General features: G+C 62.6%; 14 protein-coding genes. 4 read left to right on the forward strand and 10 right to left on the reverse strand.

Annotation, left to right across the window (positions count from 1 at the left end; translation table 11 throughout):
• Positions 1-349: 349 nt before the first annotated feature.
• Entirely contained in the window at positions 350-1,855 is a 1,506-nt protein-coding gene (gene risK / locus ACNA0I_RS08805; protein ID WP_415805705.1) for a sensor histidine kinase RisK, read from the reverse strand.
• 15 nt (positions 1,856-1,870) lie between these two features.
• A complete protein-coding gene (locus tag ACNA0I_RS08810) occupies positions 1,871-2,572 on the reverse strand; it encodes a response regulator (RefSeq protein WP_094819988.1) in 702 nt (233 codons plus the stop codon).
• A gap of 194 nt (positions 2,573-2,766) precedes the next feature.
• Here ACNA0I_RS08810 and ACNA0I_RS08815 point away from each other — a divergent pair, with 194 nt between their 5' ends.
• Positions 2,767-4,317, forward strand: a complete 1,551-nt coding sequence (locus ACNA0I_RS08815; RefSeq protein WP_415805802.1) for a fimbrial protein — start codon at positions 2,767-2,769, stop codon at positions 4,315-4,317.
• 79 nt (positions 4,318-4,396) lie between these two features.
• Complete coding sequence (gene recQ / locus ACNA0I_RS08820; RefSeq protein WP_415805706.1) at positions 4,397-6,211, forward strand: DNA helicase RecQ; 1,815 nt, start codon at positions 4,397-4,399, stop codon at positions 6,209-6,211.
• A 24-nt stretch (positions 6,212-6,235) separates the two neighbouring features.
• Here recQ and ruvB read toward each other — a convergent pair whose 3' ends face one another.
• Positions 6,236-7,297, reverse strand: a complete 1,062-nt coding sequence (gene ruvB, locus ACNA0I_RS08825; protein ID WP_415805707.1) for a Holliday junction branch migration DNA helicase RuvB — start codon at positions 7,295-7,297, stop codon at positions 6,236-6,238.
• Positions 7,298-7,576: 279 nt separating this feature from the next.
• On the opposite strand from ruvB, the gene ACNA0I_RS08830 reads away from it, so the two are divergent.
• Positions 7,577-8,542 (forward strand): threo-3-hydroxy-L-aspartate ammonia-lyase, encoded by a 966-nt coding sequence (locus ACNA0I_RS08830; protein ID WP_415805708.1) that lies wholly within the window; start codon positions 7,577-7,579, stop codon positions 8,540-8,542.
• Positions 8,543-8,556: 14 nt separating this feature from the next.
• Here ACNA0I_RS08830 and ruvA read toward each other — a convergent pair whose 3' ends face one another.
• From ruvA to ACNA0I_RS08860, 6 genes are all read right to left on the reverse strand, one after another.
• Positions 8,557-9,129, reverse strand: a complete 573-nt coding sequence (gene ruvA, locus ACNA0I_RS08835; protein ID WP_415805709.1) for a Holliday junction branch migration protein RuvA — start codon at positions 9,127-9,129, stop codon at positions 8,557-8,559.
• A 165-nt stretch (positions 9,130-9,294) separates the two neighbouring features.
• On the reverse strand, positions 9,295-9,852 hold the full coding sequence (gene ruvC / locus ACNA0I_RS08840) for a crossover junction endodeoxyribonuclease RuvC (protein ID WP_415805710.1): 558 nt from the start codon (positions 9,850-9,852) through the stop codon (positions 9,295-9,297).
• The gene (gene purH / locus ACNA0I_RS08845) at positions 9,852-11,441 is read right to left on the reverse strand and encodes a bifunctional phosphoribosylaminoimidazolecarboxamide formyltransferase/IMP cyclohydrolase (protein WP_415805711.1); all 1,590 of its coding nucleotides are present in this window, start codon (positions 11,439-11,441) and stop codon (positions 9,852-9,854) included. The genes ruvC and purH overlap by 1 nt, the downstream gene beginning before the upstream one ends.
• Before the next feature lie 54 nt (positions 11,442-11,495).
• Positions 11,496-11,735: a helix-turn-helix domain-containing protein gene (locus ACNA0I_RS08850; RefSeq protein ID WP_094819995.1), complete on the reverse strand. Its 240-nt coding sequence runs from the start codon at positions 11,733-11,735 to the stop codon at positions 11,496-11,498.
• Between the two features lie 35 nt (positions 11,736-11,770).
• A complete protein-coding gene (gene dusB / locus ACNA0I_RS08855; RefSeq protein ID WP_415805712.1) occupies positions 11,771-12,796 on the reverse strand; it encodes a tRNA dihydrouridine synthase DusB in 1,026 nt (341 codons plus the stop codon).
• 168 nt (positions 12,797-12,964) lie between these two features.
• On the reverse strand, positions 12,965-14,128 hold the full coding sequence (locus tag ACNA0I_RS08860) for a UbiH/UbiF/VisC/COQ6 family ubiquinone biosynthesis hydroxylase (RefSeq protein WP_415805713.1): 1,164 nt from the start codon (positions 14,126-14,128) through the stop codon (positions 12,965-12,967).
• A 35-nt stretch (positions 14,129-14,163) separates the two neighbouring features.
• Here ACNA0I_RS08860 and ACNA0I_RS08865 point away from each other — a divergent pair, with 35 nt between their 5' ends.
• Positions 14,164-14,616: an NINE protein gene (locus tag ACNA0I_RS08865; protein WP_415805714.1), complete on the forward strand. Its 453-nt coding sequence runs from the start codon at positions 14,164-14,166 to the stop codon at positions 14,614-14,616.
• A 9-nt stretch (positions 14,617-14,625) separates the two neighbouring features.
• On the opposite strand, the gene ACNA0I_RS08870 is transcribed toward ACNA0I_RS08865, so the two are convergent.
• A complete protein-coding gene (locus tag ACNA0I_RS08870) occupies positions 14,626-15,966 on the reverse strand; it encodes an aminopeptidase P N-terminal domain-containing protein (protein ID WP_415805715.1) in 1,341 nt (446 codons plus the stop codon).
• Between the last annotated feature and the right edge of the window lie 215 nt (positions 15,967-16,181).

Genomic DNA, 16,181 nt, shown 5'->3' on the forward strand with positions numbered 1-16,181 from the left:
ACCACGAGGCGCCCCCACACCGTGATTGCCCCTGCTCGACTCGCGATGTCTCAAGCTTTCCGCATCGCTGGGACGGCTGTCTTGCTTAGGCTTCGTGGGGACGGGCTTTGGCAAGGAAGAATATCTTGCAGGGTTGTTATTTTTGGCCGCCTACGGGCGCGGCCAAAAATAACGTTTGGGCGTGGTATGCCGGAGGCTTGGGGTTGGCAGCCTTGGCATGCGCCGTTGCGATAGGGCCGGCATAGCCATTGGGCACCCGGCAGGAACGTCTTTCCAGAGACACCCAAGACCAGCAAGCAACGCAACGCAAAACCAGTCAATAGCACGACAAAACCACAACCCCAAAAACCTACGCCGTCAATGGCAAACTGATTCGCACCAACAGCCCCCCGCTCTGGGCTTGCAGCAGAGCCAGTGTCCCACCATGCGCCCGGGCAATAGCATCGGCCAGCGCCAAGCCCAGGCCGACGTTGCCCGTGCGGGTACGGGCATCGTCTAGGCGGGCGAAGGGGCGTAAGGCCTCTGTACGGCGCTCTGGGGCGATGCCAGCGCCGTGATCCGCGACGTCGAGGATGGCGAATTGGCCATCCCGTCGCAGGGTGATGTCGATGGGCGGTTCACCGTGGTGCAGCGCATTGCCGATGAGGTTGTCCAGCAGGCGGCCCAGCGCGACGGCGTCGCCTTGGACGGTCATGGCGTCTTCCGTGGTGTCCAGCGTGATGGCGGTGCCGGTGCTGGTCCAGCCGCCTACGCGATCGGCCAGCCATTCGGGCAAGGATAGCGGGGCGTAGCGGTAGGCGGCAGGGTCTGTGCCGCGGACAAAGCCGATAAATTGGTCCACCATGTGCTGCATGTCTTGCAGATCTTTACGCAGGCCTTCTTTCAGGGCGGGATCATCGGCCATTTCGATGCGCAGCCACATGCGCGACAAGGGACCTTTCAAGTCGTGCGGCAGGCCGGAGAGCAGGGTGCGCCTCACCGAATCGGACTCGGCCAAGGCGTCCAGCATGGCGTTGAAACGTTCGCCGAGGGCGCGGGTTTCCCGTGGGCCCGAGGGCTCGACGCGCTGGGGTTGCCCGGCCGCCAGATGGTCGGCGGCCTCGGCCAGGCGGGTCAGCGGGCGGGTGATGTGCCACGAAAAGCCTGCTGCCAGCAACAGGACCAGACCCAATCCGCCTAACCATACGGCAACCATCGGGGTCGAGACGGAGGGATCCAGGCGCTCGAGCGGGATGACCAGCCATTCGCGCAGGCGGGGCGCGTCTTCGGTGTCCGCATTGCGAGCCAGGGATATGTAAATTTCGGGTTCCGGGCCGTGTGACAGCGCGACGCGGGTGCCATCGTTGAGCCGGTCATTGAGCTCGCGGATGGGGCCACGCAGGTCGCGCCTCAGGTCGTCCTGCGGGGGAGGAGGGCGCGGACGCGCTGTGTCACGGCTTTGGGCGCCGCCGTCGCCCTCCATGGCGGGGCGGCCAGGATTCGCAGGGTTGCCTGGTGTACGAAGATCGTTATCGCCGTTGTTGGCCCGCGGCGGCGGTGGCGGCGGGTAACGGCGGTGAGGGCGCTGCAATTGGGCCTCGGCGGGCAGTGTGCGCGACCAGAGCCGCCACTGGTTCTGCGAGGCATTGCGTACGAATTCGGCACGGTCCTCGGCCGGGATTTGAGACAGAGACGCGCGTAGCGTGCGAATGGTCGTGGCGATGTAGCCGATGGCGACGTCTTCGAGAAATTTCTGGCGATAGTAGGAGACCGTGGTCAGGGTGGCCGCCTGGGCCAGCAGTACTGCGCCGAGCACGAGCAGAATCAGGCGCGTGCGCAGCGAGCGCGGTAATAAGAATCGAGTCAGACGACGCATGCGTAGGCGAGCCGTCTAAGGCGAAAACCGATAGCCGATGCCCCAGACGGTCTGGATCCAGCGAGGTTGTTTGGGGTCGTCCTCGATGGCGCGCCGCAGCCGCAGGATGGCAATGTCGATGGCGCGGTCGTTGCGTTCGCCGCCGTCGTCGTCACGTGCCAGTGCCAACAGACGCTCGCGTGACAGTGGTTTGCCTGCATTGCGCACGAGGGCTTCCAGCAGGTTGATTTCTCCGCCAGTCAGTTTCACGGCCTCACCGTCGCGCAACAACTGGCGCATGGTGGGATCGAACGTAAAAGGACCAAACGTAACCGCCGCGTCTTTGGTCAACGCCGAGGGGCCGCGTTTGCGTCGTAACACGGCTTCGATGCGAGCCAGTAGTTCCCGGGGGTCAAAGGGCTTGCCTAAATAATCGTCGGCACCGGCCTCCAGGCCGATGATGCGATCCACGGCTTCGTCGCGAGCGGTCAGCAAGATGACTGGAATGTCTTCGCCTTGCTCTCTCAGGCGGCGGCAGGCATCCGCGCCGTCGCCGCCTGGCAGCATGCGGTCCAGCACCAGGAGGTCGGGCGCGTAGCGCGCAATGCGCGCGGTCAGGTCGCTGGCGTCAGGCGCCAGCAGGGTGTCGTACCCGTGGCGATTCAGGTAATCAGCGAGCAATTGCCGCAAGGCGGGGTCGTCATCGACAACCAGCAGCTTGGTATGTGGTGTATCCATGTCGCCATAGTGGCCGCGGAACGGGCCGGGAGCAAGAGGGAGGAAACGGATTGAAATATACCGTGACTGCGCGCTGGGTCACGAAGACGGCATGGTATTTCACTAAAATGTAGATTGATCTTTGTATCTCTTGATGGGATCTGAGCAGCGCGGTGGACAGCAAGCCGTAGGCGCAGCGTGGGGTTATTGTTGTGATGTTTCGTTTGCAGGTGTTGGCGTGGTCTCGTGTTTTGGCCTCGCATGTGCGAATGCACAGGCGGGCGGCAGAGGTGTTGCTGGCAGCAAAGAGCGTGGAGCAACCGGGCTGGGGTAGCCGTATTGCCATGGCGGCAGCGCTTGCGATGGCAGGCGCGCCGGTCATCGCGGGGACTTTGGATATATCGGGGGCCACATTGGCCGGGCACGCACCGGCGGTCGCGACAACATCGCCAGCGAACCAGGCTGCCACGGCGCGGTTCGTCGCGCAGTTTGATGCCTCGTCGCCGGACAATTATGACGCGATCCAGCGAGCGGCGCGCGAGGGGATCCGGGTCTTGTCGCCTACTCAGTCCTTGCCTGTCACGCCGGTCGCGAACGTGCCGTTTCAGGAGTTGCCGCTCGATCCCTCGCCGTGCCAGATGCAGCCGGTAGAGGGGTTGAAAGATGCATCGTTGCACGAGAATCCACCCGCAGCGGCGTCACAAACCACCCCCGACGCTTCGTCCTCTGATCCTGCGCCCGGCAATTCCGGCGATGCATCGGCCGCGACCGCAGCACCCGCGGATCAACCCGCTGCCTTGCCCGTCGAGTGCGCCAATCTGTTTCCTGACATTGCCCCCACGCCTCAACAGGAGTACTCCTTCGGCCTGGAAACCGTAGATCCCTCGCTACAGGATCCTGTGGTGGTCGTGACGACCGGTCATCCCTCCACGCGCCCCTGGTTTTCGGCTGTGGGGTCGCAGCAGGGGTTTTCTTATGGCGGCGGAAATTGGACCTATCGCGATACCGTCGGACCGACCGTTTCGATGGGCAACTTGACGGCAAATGCCCCCATTTGGGGCAGTGCGGTCCCCATCGGCGGTTTGCAGGTGTCCTCTAGTTGGACTGGCGGGGCGACCCTATCGGAGGGGGCCTTCGCCTACTCCTCTGCAGTGGGCCGATTGAACTACACGGATACGACGGTTTCGGCCGGCGCCATTGATTATGGCGTGACCGCGGGTAGCGGTTCATTGCGGTACGGACTGACGCCCAGGCTGACGCTGGAAAGCCAGATGCAGAGCGCTCCCGACATGTCGACCCATGGACTGGGGACGACTTATGCCGCTGGCGATCTCGGTACGTTTCAAATGGGGGCCACACAAAGCAGTTTCGATCACGTCAATGCGTGGCGATATCGCTTTGGCTACAACGTGAATCTGGCCGAGTCGGTCAGCCTGGCCGTGACGAATGAACAGATTGGTGCCGGGTTCGGCGATTTGTCGGATTACCGCAGCGGTGCGGTGGGGGCGCCCACCATGCGCAATACCTTGGCGGCGGGTGTGCCTTTGCGAGGGTGGGGGACCTTGACGGGCAGTTACACCGGCACGCGCGAAAGCGGCGTGGCAGTCGAGCAGCGCTTTGGGTTGGAGCACAGCATGTTGGTCGCTCCCAGCGTCCGGCTGGCGGTCGGGGCCGATCGCGACGTGGTGACTGGCGATTACGAGATGCGCGCCGGCATCACCATGCCGGTCGATGCCTTCATGCGAGGCCGGTGGGTCCCCTGGTAGTGATCAATTTGTGCGCCTGGCCCCCCAGCCGAGGCAATGAGGCTTAAAATCGCCGCCATGACGTTTTCCGCTACTCCCCATGTCTGACCCCCGCGCCCAGGACGTCCTGCAGCGCGTTTTCGGTTACGAATCCTTCCGCGGCGACCAGCAGGCCATTGTCGATCACGTGATCGCAGGGGGCGATGCCCTCGTATTGATGCCTACTGGCGGTGGCAAGTCGCTGTGCTATCAGGTCCCGGCGCTGGTGCGCCAGGGGACCGGCGTCGTGGTGTCTCCCCTGATTGCGTTGATGCAGGATCAGGTCGACGCCCTGACCGAGCTGGGGGTACGGGCCGCATTTCTGAATTCCACGCAGGACTGGCGGGTGGCACGCGAGGTCGAGCAGGCCTTTATCAATGGCGAGCTTGATCTGTTGTACGTCGCGCCCGAGCGATTGCTGACGGACCGTTGTCTGCAACTGCTCGAACGCGGCCATATTGCGCTATTCGCCATCGACGAGGCCCACTGCGTATCGCAATGGGGGCACGATTTCCGGCCGGAATATCTCGGCTTGTCGATGCTGCATGAGCGCTGGCCCGAGGTGCCGCGCATCGCCTTGACCGCGACCGCGACTGCCGCCACGCGCGTCGAGATTGCGCAGCGCCTGGCACTGGACGAGGCCGAGCATTTTGTCGCAAGTTTTGATCGTCCCAATATCCGCTATCGCATCGTCGAAAAAAACGAGGTGCGCCGCCAATTGCTGGATCTGATCCGCTCCGAACACGAGGGTGATTCCGGCGTGGTGTATTGCCTGTCGCGCGCACGCGTCGAAGAAACGGCTGATTTTCTCTGTCAGAACGGCATCAGTGCATTGCCCTATCACGCGGGGTTGAACACAGCCGTGCGGGCTGCAAACCAGTCACGTTTTCTGCGTGAAGACGGTATCGTGATGGTCGCGACTATCGCCTTTGGCATGGGGATCGACAAGCCCGACGTCCGCTTCGTTGCCCATATTGACCTGCCGAAATCCGTCGAGGGCTATTACCAGGAAACCGGCCGTGCGGGCCGCGATGGCCTGCCCGCCAGTGCGTGGTTGGCCTACGGCTTGCAGGACGTGGTGCAACAACGCCGGATGATCGACGAGTCGCAGGGCGACGAAGCCTATCGCCGCCGTCTCGGACAGCAGCTCGACGCCATGTTGGGTCTGTGCGAGACAGTGGAATGTCGCCGCGTGCGGCTGCTGGCTTATTTCGGACAGACGATTACAGCTTGCGGCAATTGCGATGTCTGTCTAGAGCCGCCTCAGGCCTGGGACGGCACCGTGGCAGCACAAAAGGTCTTGTCTGCCGTCTATCGACTCTGGAAAGAGCGCGGGCAGCGATATGGGGCCGGGCATATCATTGACATACTGCGTGGCAAGAGCACCGACCGGACTCGGCAGCATGGCCACGAGAGCCTGAGCGTATTTGGCGTGGGGGCTGATCTGTCGGATAACGCGTGGCGTGGCGTTTTGCGGCAATTACTGGCGCAGGGGCTCTTGACCGTCGATAACGAGGGATTTGGCACCTTGGCCCTGACCGAAGACAGCCGCGCCGTTCTCAAGGGCGAGCGCCAGCTGATGCTGCGGCGCGAGTCCGAAAAGAAACCTCGCGGCTCGAAATCGAGCACACGCACGCGTGCGCCGGCGATTGATCTGCCGCCGGACGCCATGCCGTTGTTCAATGCGTTGCGCAACTGGCGCGGCGAGGTTGCGAAAAATCACGGCGTGCCTGCTTACGTGATTTTTCATGACGCGACATTACGCGAAATTGCCCTGGCCAAACCTGCGTCCATGGAGGACTTGGGGCATATCAGTGGCGTCGGGGCGCGCAAGCTCGAAGCCTATGGCGACGATATTCTGCGACTGGTGGAGTAGGGCCGCAGGGACGGATTTCCCGCGTTATTTGCTGAACAGGTCGGCATTGTCCGAGGGCGGCGTCAATCCCAGATGCCGCCACGTTGTCAGTGTGGCGGTGCGGCCGCGCGGCGTGCGTTGCAGATAGCCGTGTTGAATCAAATAAGGCTCGATGACGTCTTCGATGGTGTCGCGTTCTTCGCCTATGGCTGCTGCCAGGCTGTCCACGCCCACCGGGCCGCCGTCGAATTTGTGGATGATGGCCTCCAGCAGCTTGCGGTCCATCAGGTCCAGGCCCTGCGGATCCACTTCGAGCATGGCCAGTGCACGGCCAGCTGAATCGGTATCAATCACGCCGTGGGCTTTGACCTCGGCATAGTCGCGCACGCGCCGCAGCAGGCGGTTGGCGATACGAGGCGTGCCGCGAGCGCGGCGCGCGACTTCAGCCGCGCCATCGGGTGTGATTTCAGCGTTGAGCAGGCCTGCGCTGCGCGTCACAATGCGCGCGAGATCATCAGCGTTATAGAACTCCAGACGCGAGACAATGCCAAAGCGATCGCGCAGCGGGTTGGTCAACATGCCTGCACGTGTGGTGGCGCCTACCAGCGTAAACGGTTGCAGATCCAGCTTGACGCTGCGGGCAGCGGGGCCTTCGCCGATCAGAATGTCGATCTGAAAGTCTTCCAGCGCCGGATACAGAATTTCTTCGACTACGGGTGACAGCCGATGGATCTCGTCGATGAACAGAACGTCGTTCTTTTCCAGGTTCGTCAGCAGCGCGGCCAGATCGCCAGGGCGCTCAAGCACCGGCCCGGAGGTCTGACGCAATTGCACACCCATTTCGTGGGCAATGATATGAGCCAACGTCGTCTTGCCCAACCCCGGCGGTCCGAACAGCAGGACGTGATCGAGCGCCTCGCCCCGCTTTCGGGCGGCAGCGATGAAGATCTCGAGCTGCTCTCGCGCCCGGTGCTGCCCCACGTACTCTTGCAACGCCTTGGGCCGCAAGGCGCGTTCAATGGATTCCTCGTTGGGCGACACCGGTTGCGGTGCGACCAATCGAGGCGAGTCGGGCAAAGAAGAAAGCGAGTCAGACTGGATGGCCATAGTTCAGAGTAGGGCTGGCGGTCATGCAAAAGGCAGGGCAAAAATAAAAGGCGCCGGCACGTGAGCATCGTACACCACGTGGGCGGCGGCGGTGGGCGATGCAGCCGCTCGAGGACAGCAATAATGAGACCCGCGGCGGGGCGCTACGACCGAACTCGATAGCAGGGCGGACGGTGATCGGCGGCGGTATCGGCGACTGCCGGACATAACGGCGCTGACGATGCGGCAAACAAAAGATATCATTTCCACATTCCCTCACCTTGCTTTTCCAGGAATCCCATGTCCGCTGCATTACCTACTTACGAAGACGTTGTCCGCGCCAGCGAAATCCTGGCTGGTGCAGCACATCGCACGCCTGTGCTGGTTTCATCCACAGCCAATGCGCGGACGGGTGCCCAGGTGTTTTTCAAGTGCGAAAATTTTCAGCGCATGGGGGCGTTCAAGTTCCGCGGCGGTTACAACGCAATTGCACAGCTGACGCCCGAGCAACGCGCTGCCGGGGTGGTGACATTTTCGTCAGGCAATCACGCGCAAGCCATCGCTCTGGCGTCGCGAGAACTTGGCGTGCGCGCCACCATCATCATGCCTCACGATGCCCCGGCGGCCAAGCGTGCCGCCACCGAGGGCTATGGCGGGCAGGTGGTGACGTATGACCGCTACCAGGATGACCGCGAGGCCGTCGCGCGCCGCATTCAACAGGAAACCGGTGCAACGCTGATTCCTCCGTACGACCATCGTGACGTGATTGCCGGCCAGGGCACGGCCGCCAAAGAATTATTCGACGATGTCGGCCCGCTGGACGTGTTGTTCGTTTGCCTGGGTGGCGGCGGCTTGCTGGCGGGCTCGATCCTGTCGGCCAATGCCCTTAGTCCCGATTGCGAGGTCTATGGCGTCGAGCCGGAGGCGGGCAACGACGGGCAGCAGTCGCTGCGCAAAGGTGAAATCGTGCGTATTCCTGCGCCGAAGTCCTTGGCTGACGGCGCCGTGACCACGCATCTGGGGCAACTGACCTTTCCTATCATCCAGCAGGGCGTCAAAGACATCGTCACCGTTACCGATGATCAATTGGTCGACACGATGAAATTCTTTGCCGAGCGCATGAAAATGGTGGTCGAACCCACAGGGTGTCTGTCGACCGCCGCGGTGTTGCAACAGGTCGTGCCCGTTCCCGGCAAGCGGGTCGGTGTCATCATCAGTGGCGGCAACGTCGATCTGGCCCAGTATGGCCGTTTGCTGGCGGGGTGATGGCGGCCGTCAGTTCAGCGCACCAATGCCTTCAGGGCCAGGCGTATACCATCCGACACGCTTGTGCCCTCCGGCAACGTTTTGAGCGCAGTTTGAGACTCTTTATCCGAGTATCCCAGCGCCAACAACGCGTTCAAAATATCCGTTTGCGTATCAGGCAAGGCGTGTGCCGTCGCGCCGATGTCCGCGCCCAGCTTGCCGCGCATTTCCAATAGCAGGCGTTCTGCGGTTTTCTTGCCGATGCCCGGGACGCGCGTCAGCCTACCCGGTTCCTGCAATGTGATGGCTTGGGCCAGATCACTCACTGACAACCCTGACAACACGGCCAAGGCAGTGCGAGCGCCGATGCCGCTGACCTTGATCAACTCGCGAAAGGCGCTGCGTTCATTGGCCGAAGCAAAGCCATACAAGATATGCGCATCCTCGCGTACCGTCAGGTGCGTATAGAGGGTGACTCGGGCGCCGAGCTCAGGCAGCCCATAAAGCGTGCTCATCGGGACTTCGATGTCATAGCCTACGCCATTGACGTCCACGCACAGCGTGGGCGGAAGTTTTTCGATCAGGGTTCCGGTGATGCGTCCGATCATGGTGACAATGCCAGCAAACAGGTGAGAAAGGGCGTGAGTGATACGCCGCGTATTGTCGGCATTCTACGCGGGATGGCATGGCAAGCGGCCATCGTGCATGCGAACTGAATCGTTGCCGCAGCCTTGCATGTCAGATCCGGTAAATGGTCTGGCCGCGATCGGCGGTTAGCGTACCAACCGGCCGCCGCGCACCCGAGCCCGGCCGCTGCTGCGGCCCAGCGTCTCGGCATTCGCCAAATTGCCCAGCCGCGCCTGCAGCGGGCCAACGTGAGCGTGACAAATGGCGCAAGCCAAGGCATCTGCCGAGTCGGGCGCCGGTGTGCCGTCCAGCGACAGCAGGCGTTGCACCATCATCTGCACCTGTTCTTTCGCCGCTCGGCCGGTGCCTACCACGGCCTTTTTGATTTGCAGCGCCGTGTATTCGTGCACGGCCAACTCGCTGTCCGCCAGTGCGCAGAGCGCAGCGCCACGCGCCTGCCCCAGCAGCAAGGTCGAGGCAGGGTTGGTATTCAGAAACACGATTTCCAGTGCGGCGACATCCGGCCGGGTGTCGCGCGCCACCTGGCGCAGATTGTCCAGGATGACCTTCAGGCGCTCAGGCAGCGATAACGCCGGCGGTACCACGATGGTGCCGCTGGCGACATAGCGCAGCCGCATACCCTCGGCATCGATCACACCGAAACCGGTGCGGCGTAATCCAGGGTCGATGCCGAGAACTCGCATCAGTGGCGGAAATGACGCGTGCCGGTCAGGACCATGGCAATGCCATGCTCGTCGGCAGCGGCGATCACTTCGTCATCACGGACGCTGCCACCGGGCTGGATCACGCACGTTGCGCCTGCTGCGACCACCACATCCAGCCCATCGCGGAACGGAAAGAACGCATCGGACGCCACGGCCGAACCCTGCAGCGTCAGGCCCGCGTTTTCCGCCTTGATGGAGGCAATGCGAGCCGAATCGATACGGCTCATCTGGCCCGCGCCTACGCCCAGGGTCATGCCGCCGCCGACGAACACGATGGCGTTGGACTTGACGTACTTCGCGACTTTCCAGGCGAATGCCAGGTCGTTCATTTCCTGTTCGGTAGGTTGGCGCTTGGTCACGACCTTGAGGGCGTCGCTCGGCACCTGGTAGGCGTCGGGCGTTTGCACCAACCAGCCACCGCCCACGCGCTTGATATCGAAATCGTTCTGGCCTGTGCCGGCGGGGATTTCGAGGACGCGGACGTTTTTCTTGGCGGCCAGGACTGCCAGCGCAGCGCCGTCATAGGCAGGGGCCAGCAGAACTTCCAGGAATTGGCTGCTGACGGCTTCGGCCGTCGCGGCATCGACCGGACGGTTAAAGGCGATGATGCCGCCAAACGCCGAGGTCGGGTCCGTCTTGAAGGCTTGCTGATAGGCATGCAACGGGTCTTGCGCGACCGCGACGCCGCAGGGGTTGGCGTGCTTGACGATGACGCAGGCCGGCGTGTCAAAGCTGCGCACACACTCCCATGCAGCGTCGGCATCGGCGATGTTGTTGTACGACAGTTCTTTGCCCTGCAACTGGCGATAGTTGCCCAGCAGGCCGGCTGCGCGTGTCGAATCGACATAGAACGCGGCCTTTTGGTGGGGGTTCTCGCCATAGCGCAGGGCTTGGGCCTGCTGCACCTGCAGCGTCAGCGTACGCGGCCAGTCCTGCCGAGCCGGAACAGCGTCCTGGGCGGGCGCAGGCTCGGCCAGGCTGGTCAAATAGGCGGCAATCGCGCCATCGTAGGAGGCGGTGTGCGCGTAGGTCTTGGCGGCCAGCTCCAGGCGCAATGCATACGAGGTGCTGCCTGTCTGGTCGATTTCGTGCAACACGCGCGAGTAATCGGTCGGATCGATCACGACCGTGACGCCGCCGGCTTCGGTGCCGTGGTTCTTGGCGGCTGCGCGCAGCATGGCCGGGCCGCCGATATCGATGTTTTCTACCGCATCGGCAAAACTGCAGTCCGGCTTGGCAATGGTTTCACGGAACGGATACAGATTGACGACCAACATGTCGATGCGATCGATGCCGTGCTGGGCGATGGTGTCCAGATGCTCCGCGCTGTCACGGCGAGCCAGCAGGCCGCCATGGATCTTGGGATGCAGCGTCTTGACCCGGCCATCGAGAATTTCGGGCGAGCCGGTGTGCGTTGCGACCTCCGTGACGGTCAGGCCGGAATCGGCCAGCAGGCGGGCCGTGCCCCCGGTAGATAGCAGGCGTACGCCGCGCGCAGCCAGTGCGCGGGCGAATTCGACGATGCCGGTCTTATCGGACACCGAGAGCAGGGCAGTTTCGATTTTCATGGTTGGGTTGGGGGGATAGAAAAAAAGCGTTCAGAGGCGCAGCGCGCGAAAGGCTTACGGCTGGATGTTGTGTGCCTGGAGTTTTTTGCGCAGGGTATTGCGCGTGATGCCCAGTATTTCGGAGGCGCGGGATTGGTTGCCGCCGGAACGTTCCAGCGCGACTTCGAGCACCGGGCGTTCGACGCAACGCATCACCATGTCCCACATGTCGTGGGGCTCGGAGTCACCCAGGTCTTCGAAATAGCGCGCCAGGCTGGCGCGCACGCAGTCTTCCAGGACATCATTCTTACTCATTTGTACAGATTTTATAGTTGGAGGTGGGAGGCGGATCACGCCGCCAGCAGCGGTTGCGCGGCGAAAACCGGTGGTGCCGGGTCGCCGCGAGTGAGTTCGTCGAACCAGTCCGACACCGCCCGCCATTGCTCGTGCGTGTTGTCGATCTGGTTCATGCGGTCGCAAAACAGGTCTGCGCCGGGCAGGCCCTCTACGTACCAGCCGATGTGTTTGCGTGCCGACCGGACACCGGTATGTTCACCGTAAAAACGGTAATGATCATCCAGATGCTCGAGCAGCAGGTCGCGCATTTCTTCGTAAGACGGCGGCGCCAGGGTCTCGCCGGTGCGCAGATAGTGGTCAATCTCGCGGAAAATCCACGGCCGGCCTTGGGCAGCCCGGCCGATCATGACGGCATCGGCGCCTGTGTAATCCAGCACATAGCGTGCTTTTTCCGGGGAATCGATGTCGCCATTGGCGACGACGGGAATGGACAGTTCGGCCTTGACGGCGCGTATCGTGTCGTACTCGGCCTCGCCGGTATAGAGATCGGCGCGCGTGCGGCCATGCAGCGCCAGGGCGGCTATGCCGGCATCCTGGGCGCGTCGCGCCACGTGCAATGCATTGCGATGCTCGCGATCCCATCCGGTGCGGGTTTTCAGCGTGACGGGCACGCCCAATGGTGCGCATGCCTCTACCACCGCATCCAGTATGCGGGATACCAGGTCTTCGTCGCGCAGCAGAGCCGAGCCCGAGGCCAGGCTACACACTTTCTTGGCCGGGCAACCCATATTGATATCGATGATGCGCGCGCCGCGTTCGGCATTGAATGCGGCCGCTTCGGCCATCATGGCGGGGTCCGCCCCCGCGATCTGGACTGCCACCGGGGCGATTTCACCGTCGTGATTCAAACGGCGGGACGTCTTGACGCTGTCCCACAGGCGCGGATTGCTCGCGGCCATCTCCGACACCGCGTAGCCTGCGCCCAGCCGTTTACACAATTGACGGAAAGGACGATCCGTCACCCCCGCCATGGGGGCGACCAGAACATTATTGGAAAGGGTCCACGGGCCGATACGCATGCGCACATTTTAACCGACCGGGAGGGCGTCTTTTGGCACGAAACAGGCTGCTCCTACAATTCGTCGGTAATCCTCCGGTTCCGGGCACGCCGATTTACCGCGGACGTCAGTCCGTATCGGGCATCTCTGTCACGAGGATCGAAGGCAATGAGGGTCGTATTCCATGGGCTAGGAACGCAGACCCTGTAATAAATGACGTGCCAAGGGGGCTCGCAGGGGGGCAGCCAGATCCAATGCCAACAAACCCGCCCCGCAGGCGTGCTCGACAGGCGCGAGCCCCGTCGCAAAGGCGCGCGGCATCAAATCGGTCAATCCGGCCGTAATCCAACGGTCGGCAAGGCGTGAACTGGCGAATTCCGCCAGCTTGGCGGCCGGATCCCCCGCGGGAGAACTCAGCCAACCGGACAGCACCTGCGCCAGGCGCGCGGCGTCGCGCAACCCGAGATTCAGCCCCTGGCCTGCCACCGGGTGCAACGTCTGGGCCGCATTGCCTATCGCGACGACGCGGCCTTGGACCAGCGTGCGCCGGGCATTGAGCGCCAAGGGGAATACATGACGTGGAGCATCGCTGGACAGGCGGCCTAACCGAGTCCCGAATGCCGTACTCAAGGCAGCCGAGAACGCCGCATCATCCAGTCGCACCAGTTCGGCAGCACGCTCGGGGGCGCTGCACCAGACGACCGAATAGGCCTGCGCATTGAGAGGGTGAGGGAGCAAGGCCAACGGCCCTTCGCGCGTGAAGCGTTCCCACGCCCAAGCAGGCCGAGGCAGCGTCGCCTGAGCGCTCGTGACAATGGCATGCTGGCTATATTCACGCCGTACATCGGCGCCGCTGCTGCCGTCGGATAGCACGGCGACGCTGCACAGCAGCTCAGTGTCGCCCTGTCGAACCTGAATTCTCTGATTATCCTGGCGGTGGACATGGGCAGGGGGGCCATGCAGCACCGTTACGCCGCTCGCCTTGACGCAGTTTTGCAGGGTGGCGTGCAATTCGGCATACGACACGACGCTGCCCAGGCGCGGCACCTGAAAATTATCAGAATGAATAACCGTGCTGCCCAGCCGTCCGCGCTGGGAGACGTGAACATGGCGGATATCTGCCGCCCGGCCAGGCCAGGCCTGCAAAGATTCCAACAAGACCCGGCTGCCGTGGTTCATCGCCAGCACACGGGGATCCGTCGCGGGGGACGGCGCTTGTGCGGCCGGCGCTGCCGATCCCGCCAGCAAGGCAATGCGTTGCGGTTGCGCGGTATGCCGTGCTAACAAGAGTGCCAGCACATGGCCAACCGGGCCGGCGCCCAAAATCGCGATATCGTAAGCAGACTGAGTCATCGTCGAATTTTACCGTCCACCTTTACAATCTCACCATGACATCCGTCCCATTCTCCGCGCCCGCAGCAATGCCTCGTCCTCGCAACAAAGTCGTGCTGGGGCTGCTCGCCTGTTTTCTGGGTGGTTTCGGAGCGCATTGGTGGTACCTGAGGCGGCGTTATGCCTGGCTGGTGACGTTGGCTGCCGTTGTTTGCCTGGTGGCGGCGGCACAGTTTCCAGTGTGGTATGACAATCCCGTGTTTTTCCTGTTGTTCATCCCGATGATCGACGGTTTCATCGAGGGGGTGGTATTCAGCCTCATGCCGGACGAGAAATTCGATCGCCTGTATCACCCTGGTCAGGGACGGGTGACCCATACAGGGCTGGGGCCGGTGTTAGTGGCGATTGTCGGGACGCTGATAGGCGCCATCGTAGGCATGTTCGCCATCGCCATGGTGGTGGTGTACACCTGGACGGCGATGGGATGGCTGGACGGATACGTGCTGTAGCCGTTTGGATTATTCCCGCATCAGCGCCTCGATCTCTCTGGCGTCGACCGGCACACCTCGCGTGATCAGCTCACAGCCCTCTGCAGTGACCAGCGCGTCGTCTTCGATGCGGATACCGATATTCCAGAATGCCTCGGGCACGTCCGCTGCCTCGCGCACATAAATGCCCGGTTCGATCGTGAGCACCATGCCGGCCGCCAGCGACCGCCAGGGGCGATCCTGCTCCGAGACTGAACCCTGTCTATAGTCGCCCACATCATGCACGTCCAGCCCCAGCCAATGGCCGGTGCGGTGCATGTAAAAACGCGTATAGGCGGTCGATTCCAATACGCCATCCAGAGAGCCGTGCAGCAGCCCCTCGTCCAGCATGCCTTGGGCCAGCACACGCACCGCGGCCTCATGAGCATCGTTCCAACTGCGCCCTGGCGCCGTCGCCTGCACAGCGGCCTGCTGTGCAGCGGCCGTCAAGTCATAGAGCGTGCGTTGGGGGCCCGTAAATCGTCCGTTGGCGGGGAATGTGCGGGTAATGTCCGACGCATAGCTGTCATATTCACAGCCAGCGTCTATCAATACCAGGTCGCCATCACGCAGTACGGTATCGCCCGCAGCGTAGTGCAACACACACGCATTGGCGCCCGCAGCCACGATGCTGGGATAGGCGGGCGACTGGGCTCCATGACGCCGAAACTCGTACAACAGCTCGGCTTCCAATTGGTATTCGTGCATACCGGGCCGGGCGGCCCGCATGGCGCGCGTATGGGCGCCCGCCGAAATACGCGCCGCCTGGCGCATGGCGGCGATTTCGCTCGCGTCCTTGATCACGCGCATATCGGCCAGTATGGGTCGCAGGTCCTGGATGCGGCCAGGCGCCAGACGCCGGCCGCGCCCCTGCTGTTCGGCTTGGAGCAGCCAGTGCCGCAGCTTGCGCTCGACCGATCCGGCCGCCGCAAAGGAGCGGTACAGCGTGGGTTGATCCGATAACAACGCGGGCAACAACGTATCCAGTTCATCTGTGGCATAGGCCTCGTCGAATCCATAGCGCGTCACGGCGGCATCCGGGCCGCAGCGGTACCCTTCCCAGATTTCTTGCTCTGGATGTTTTGCCCGGCAAAACAGAATGGCACGATCTGTGATGCCAGCGACCAGCACCAGCCATGCCTCGGGCTCTATGAAGCCCGTCAGATAATAAAAATCGCTGTCATGCCGATACGGATATTCAGCGTCGTGGTTACGCTGCGCATGAGGGGCTGTGGACAGCACCGCGATCCCGCCGCCTGCCGCCCGCATATGGGCCAACAAGCGTCGACGGCGTTCTACGAATGGAGCGATATCAGTGCAGGGCAGGCTCATGGCAAAGTCGGCGAGGCCATCAATAATGAAAACCCACTCACTTTACCGCGACCCATCGCGTCCAGGCAGGGCAGAAATGTCTCAATCGGCGTCTGATTTTCTGTCTGCGCCGCATACCGCCAAGGCAGCAGCGGCTTATCGGCACCGCGCGTTCAGGCAGGGCTCATGAACACCACGGCGAGGGCGGCACGGCGTCAGCAAATATCCCGTTCCCT

Origin of the sequence: Bordetella muralis (assembly GCF_965139205.1) — a bacterium.
In the GTDB taxonomy this organism is placed as follows: Bacteria; Pseudomonadota; Gammaproteobacteria; order Burkholderiales; family Burkholderiaceae_B; genus Bordetella_A; species Bordetella_A muralis.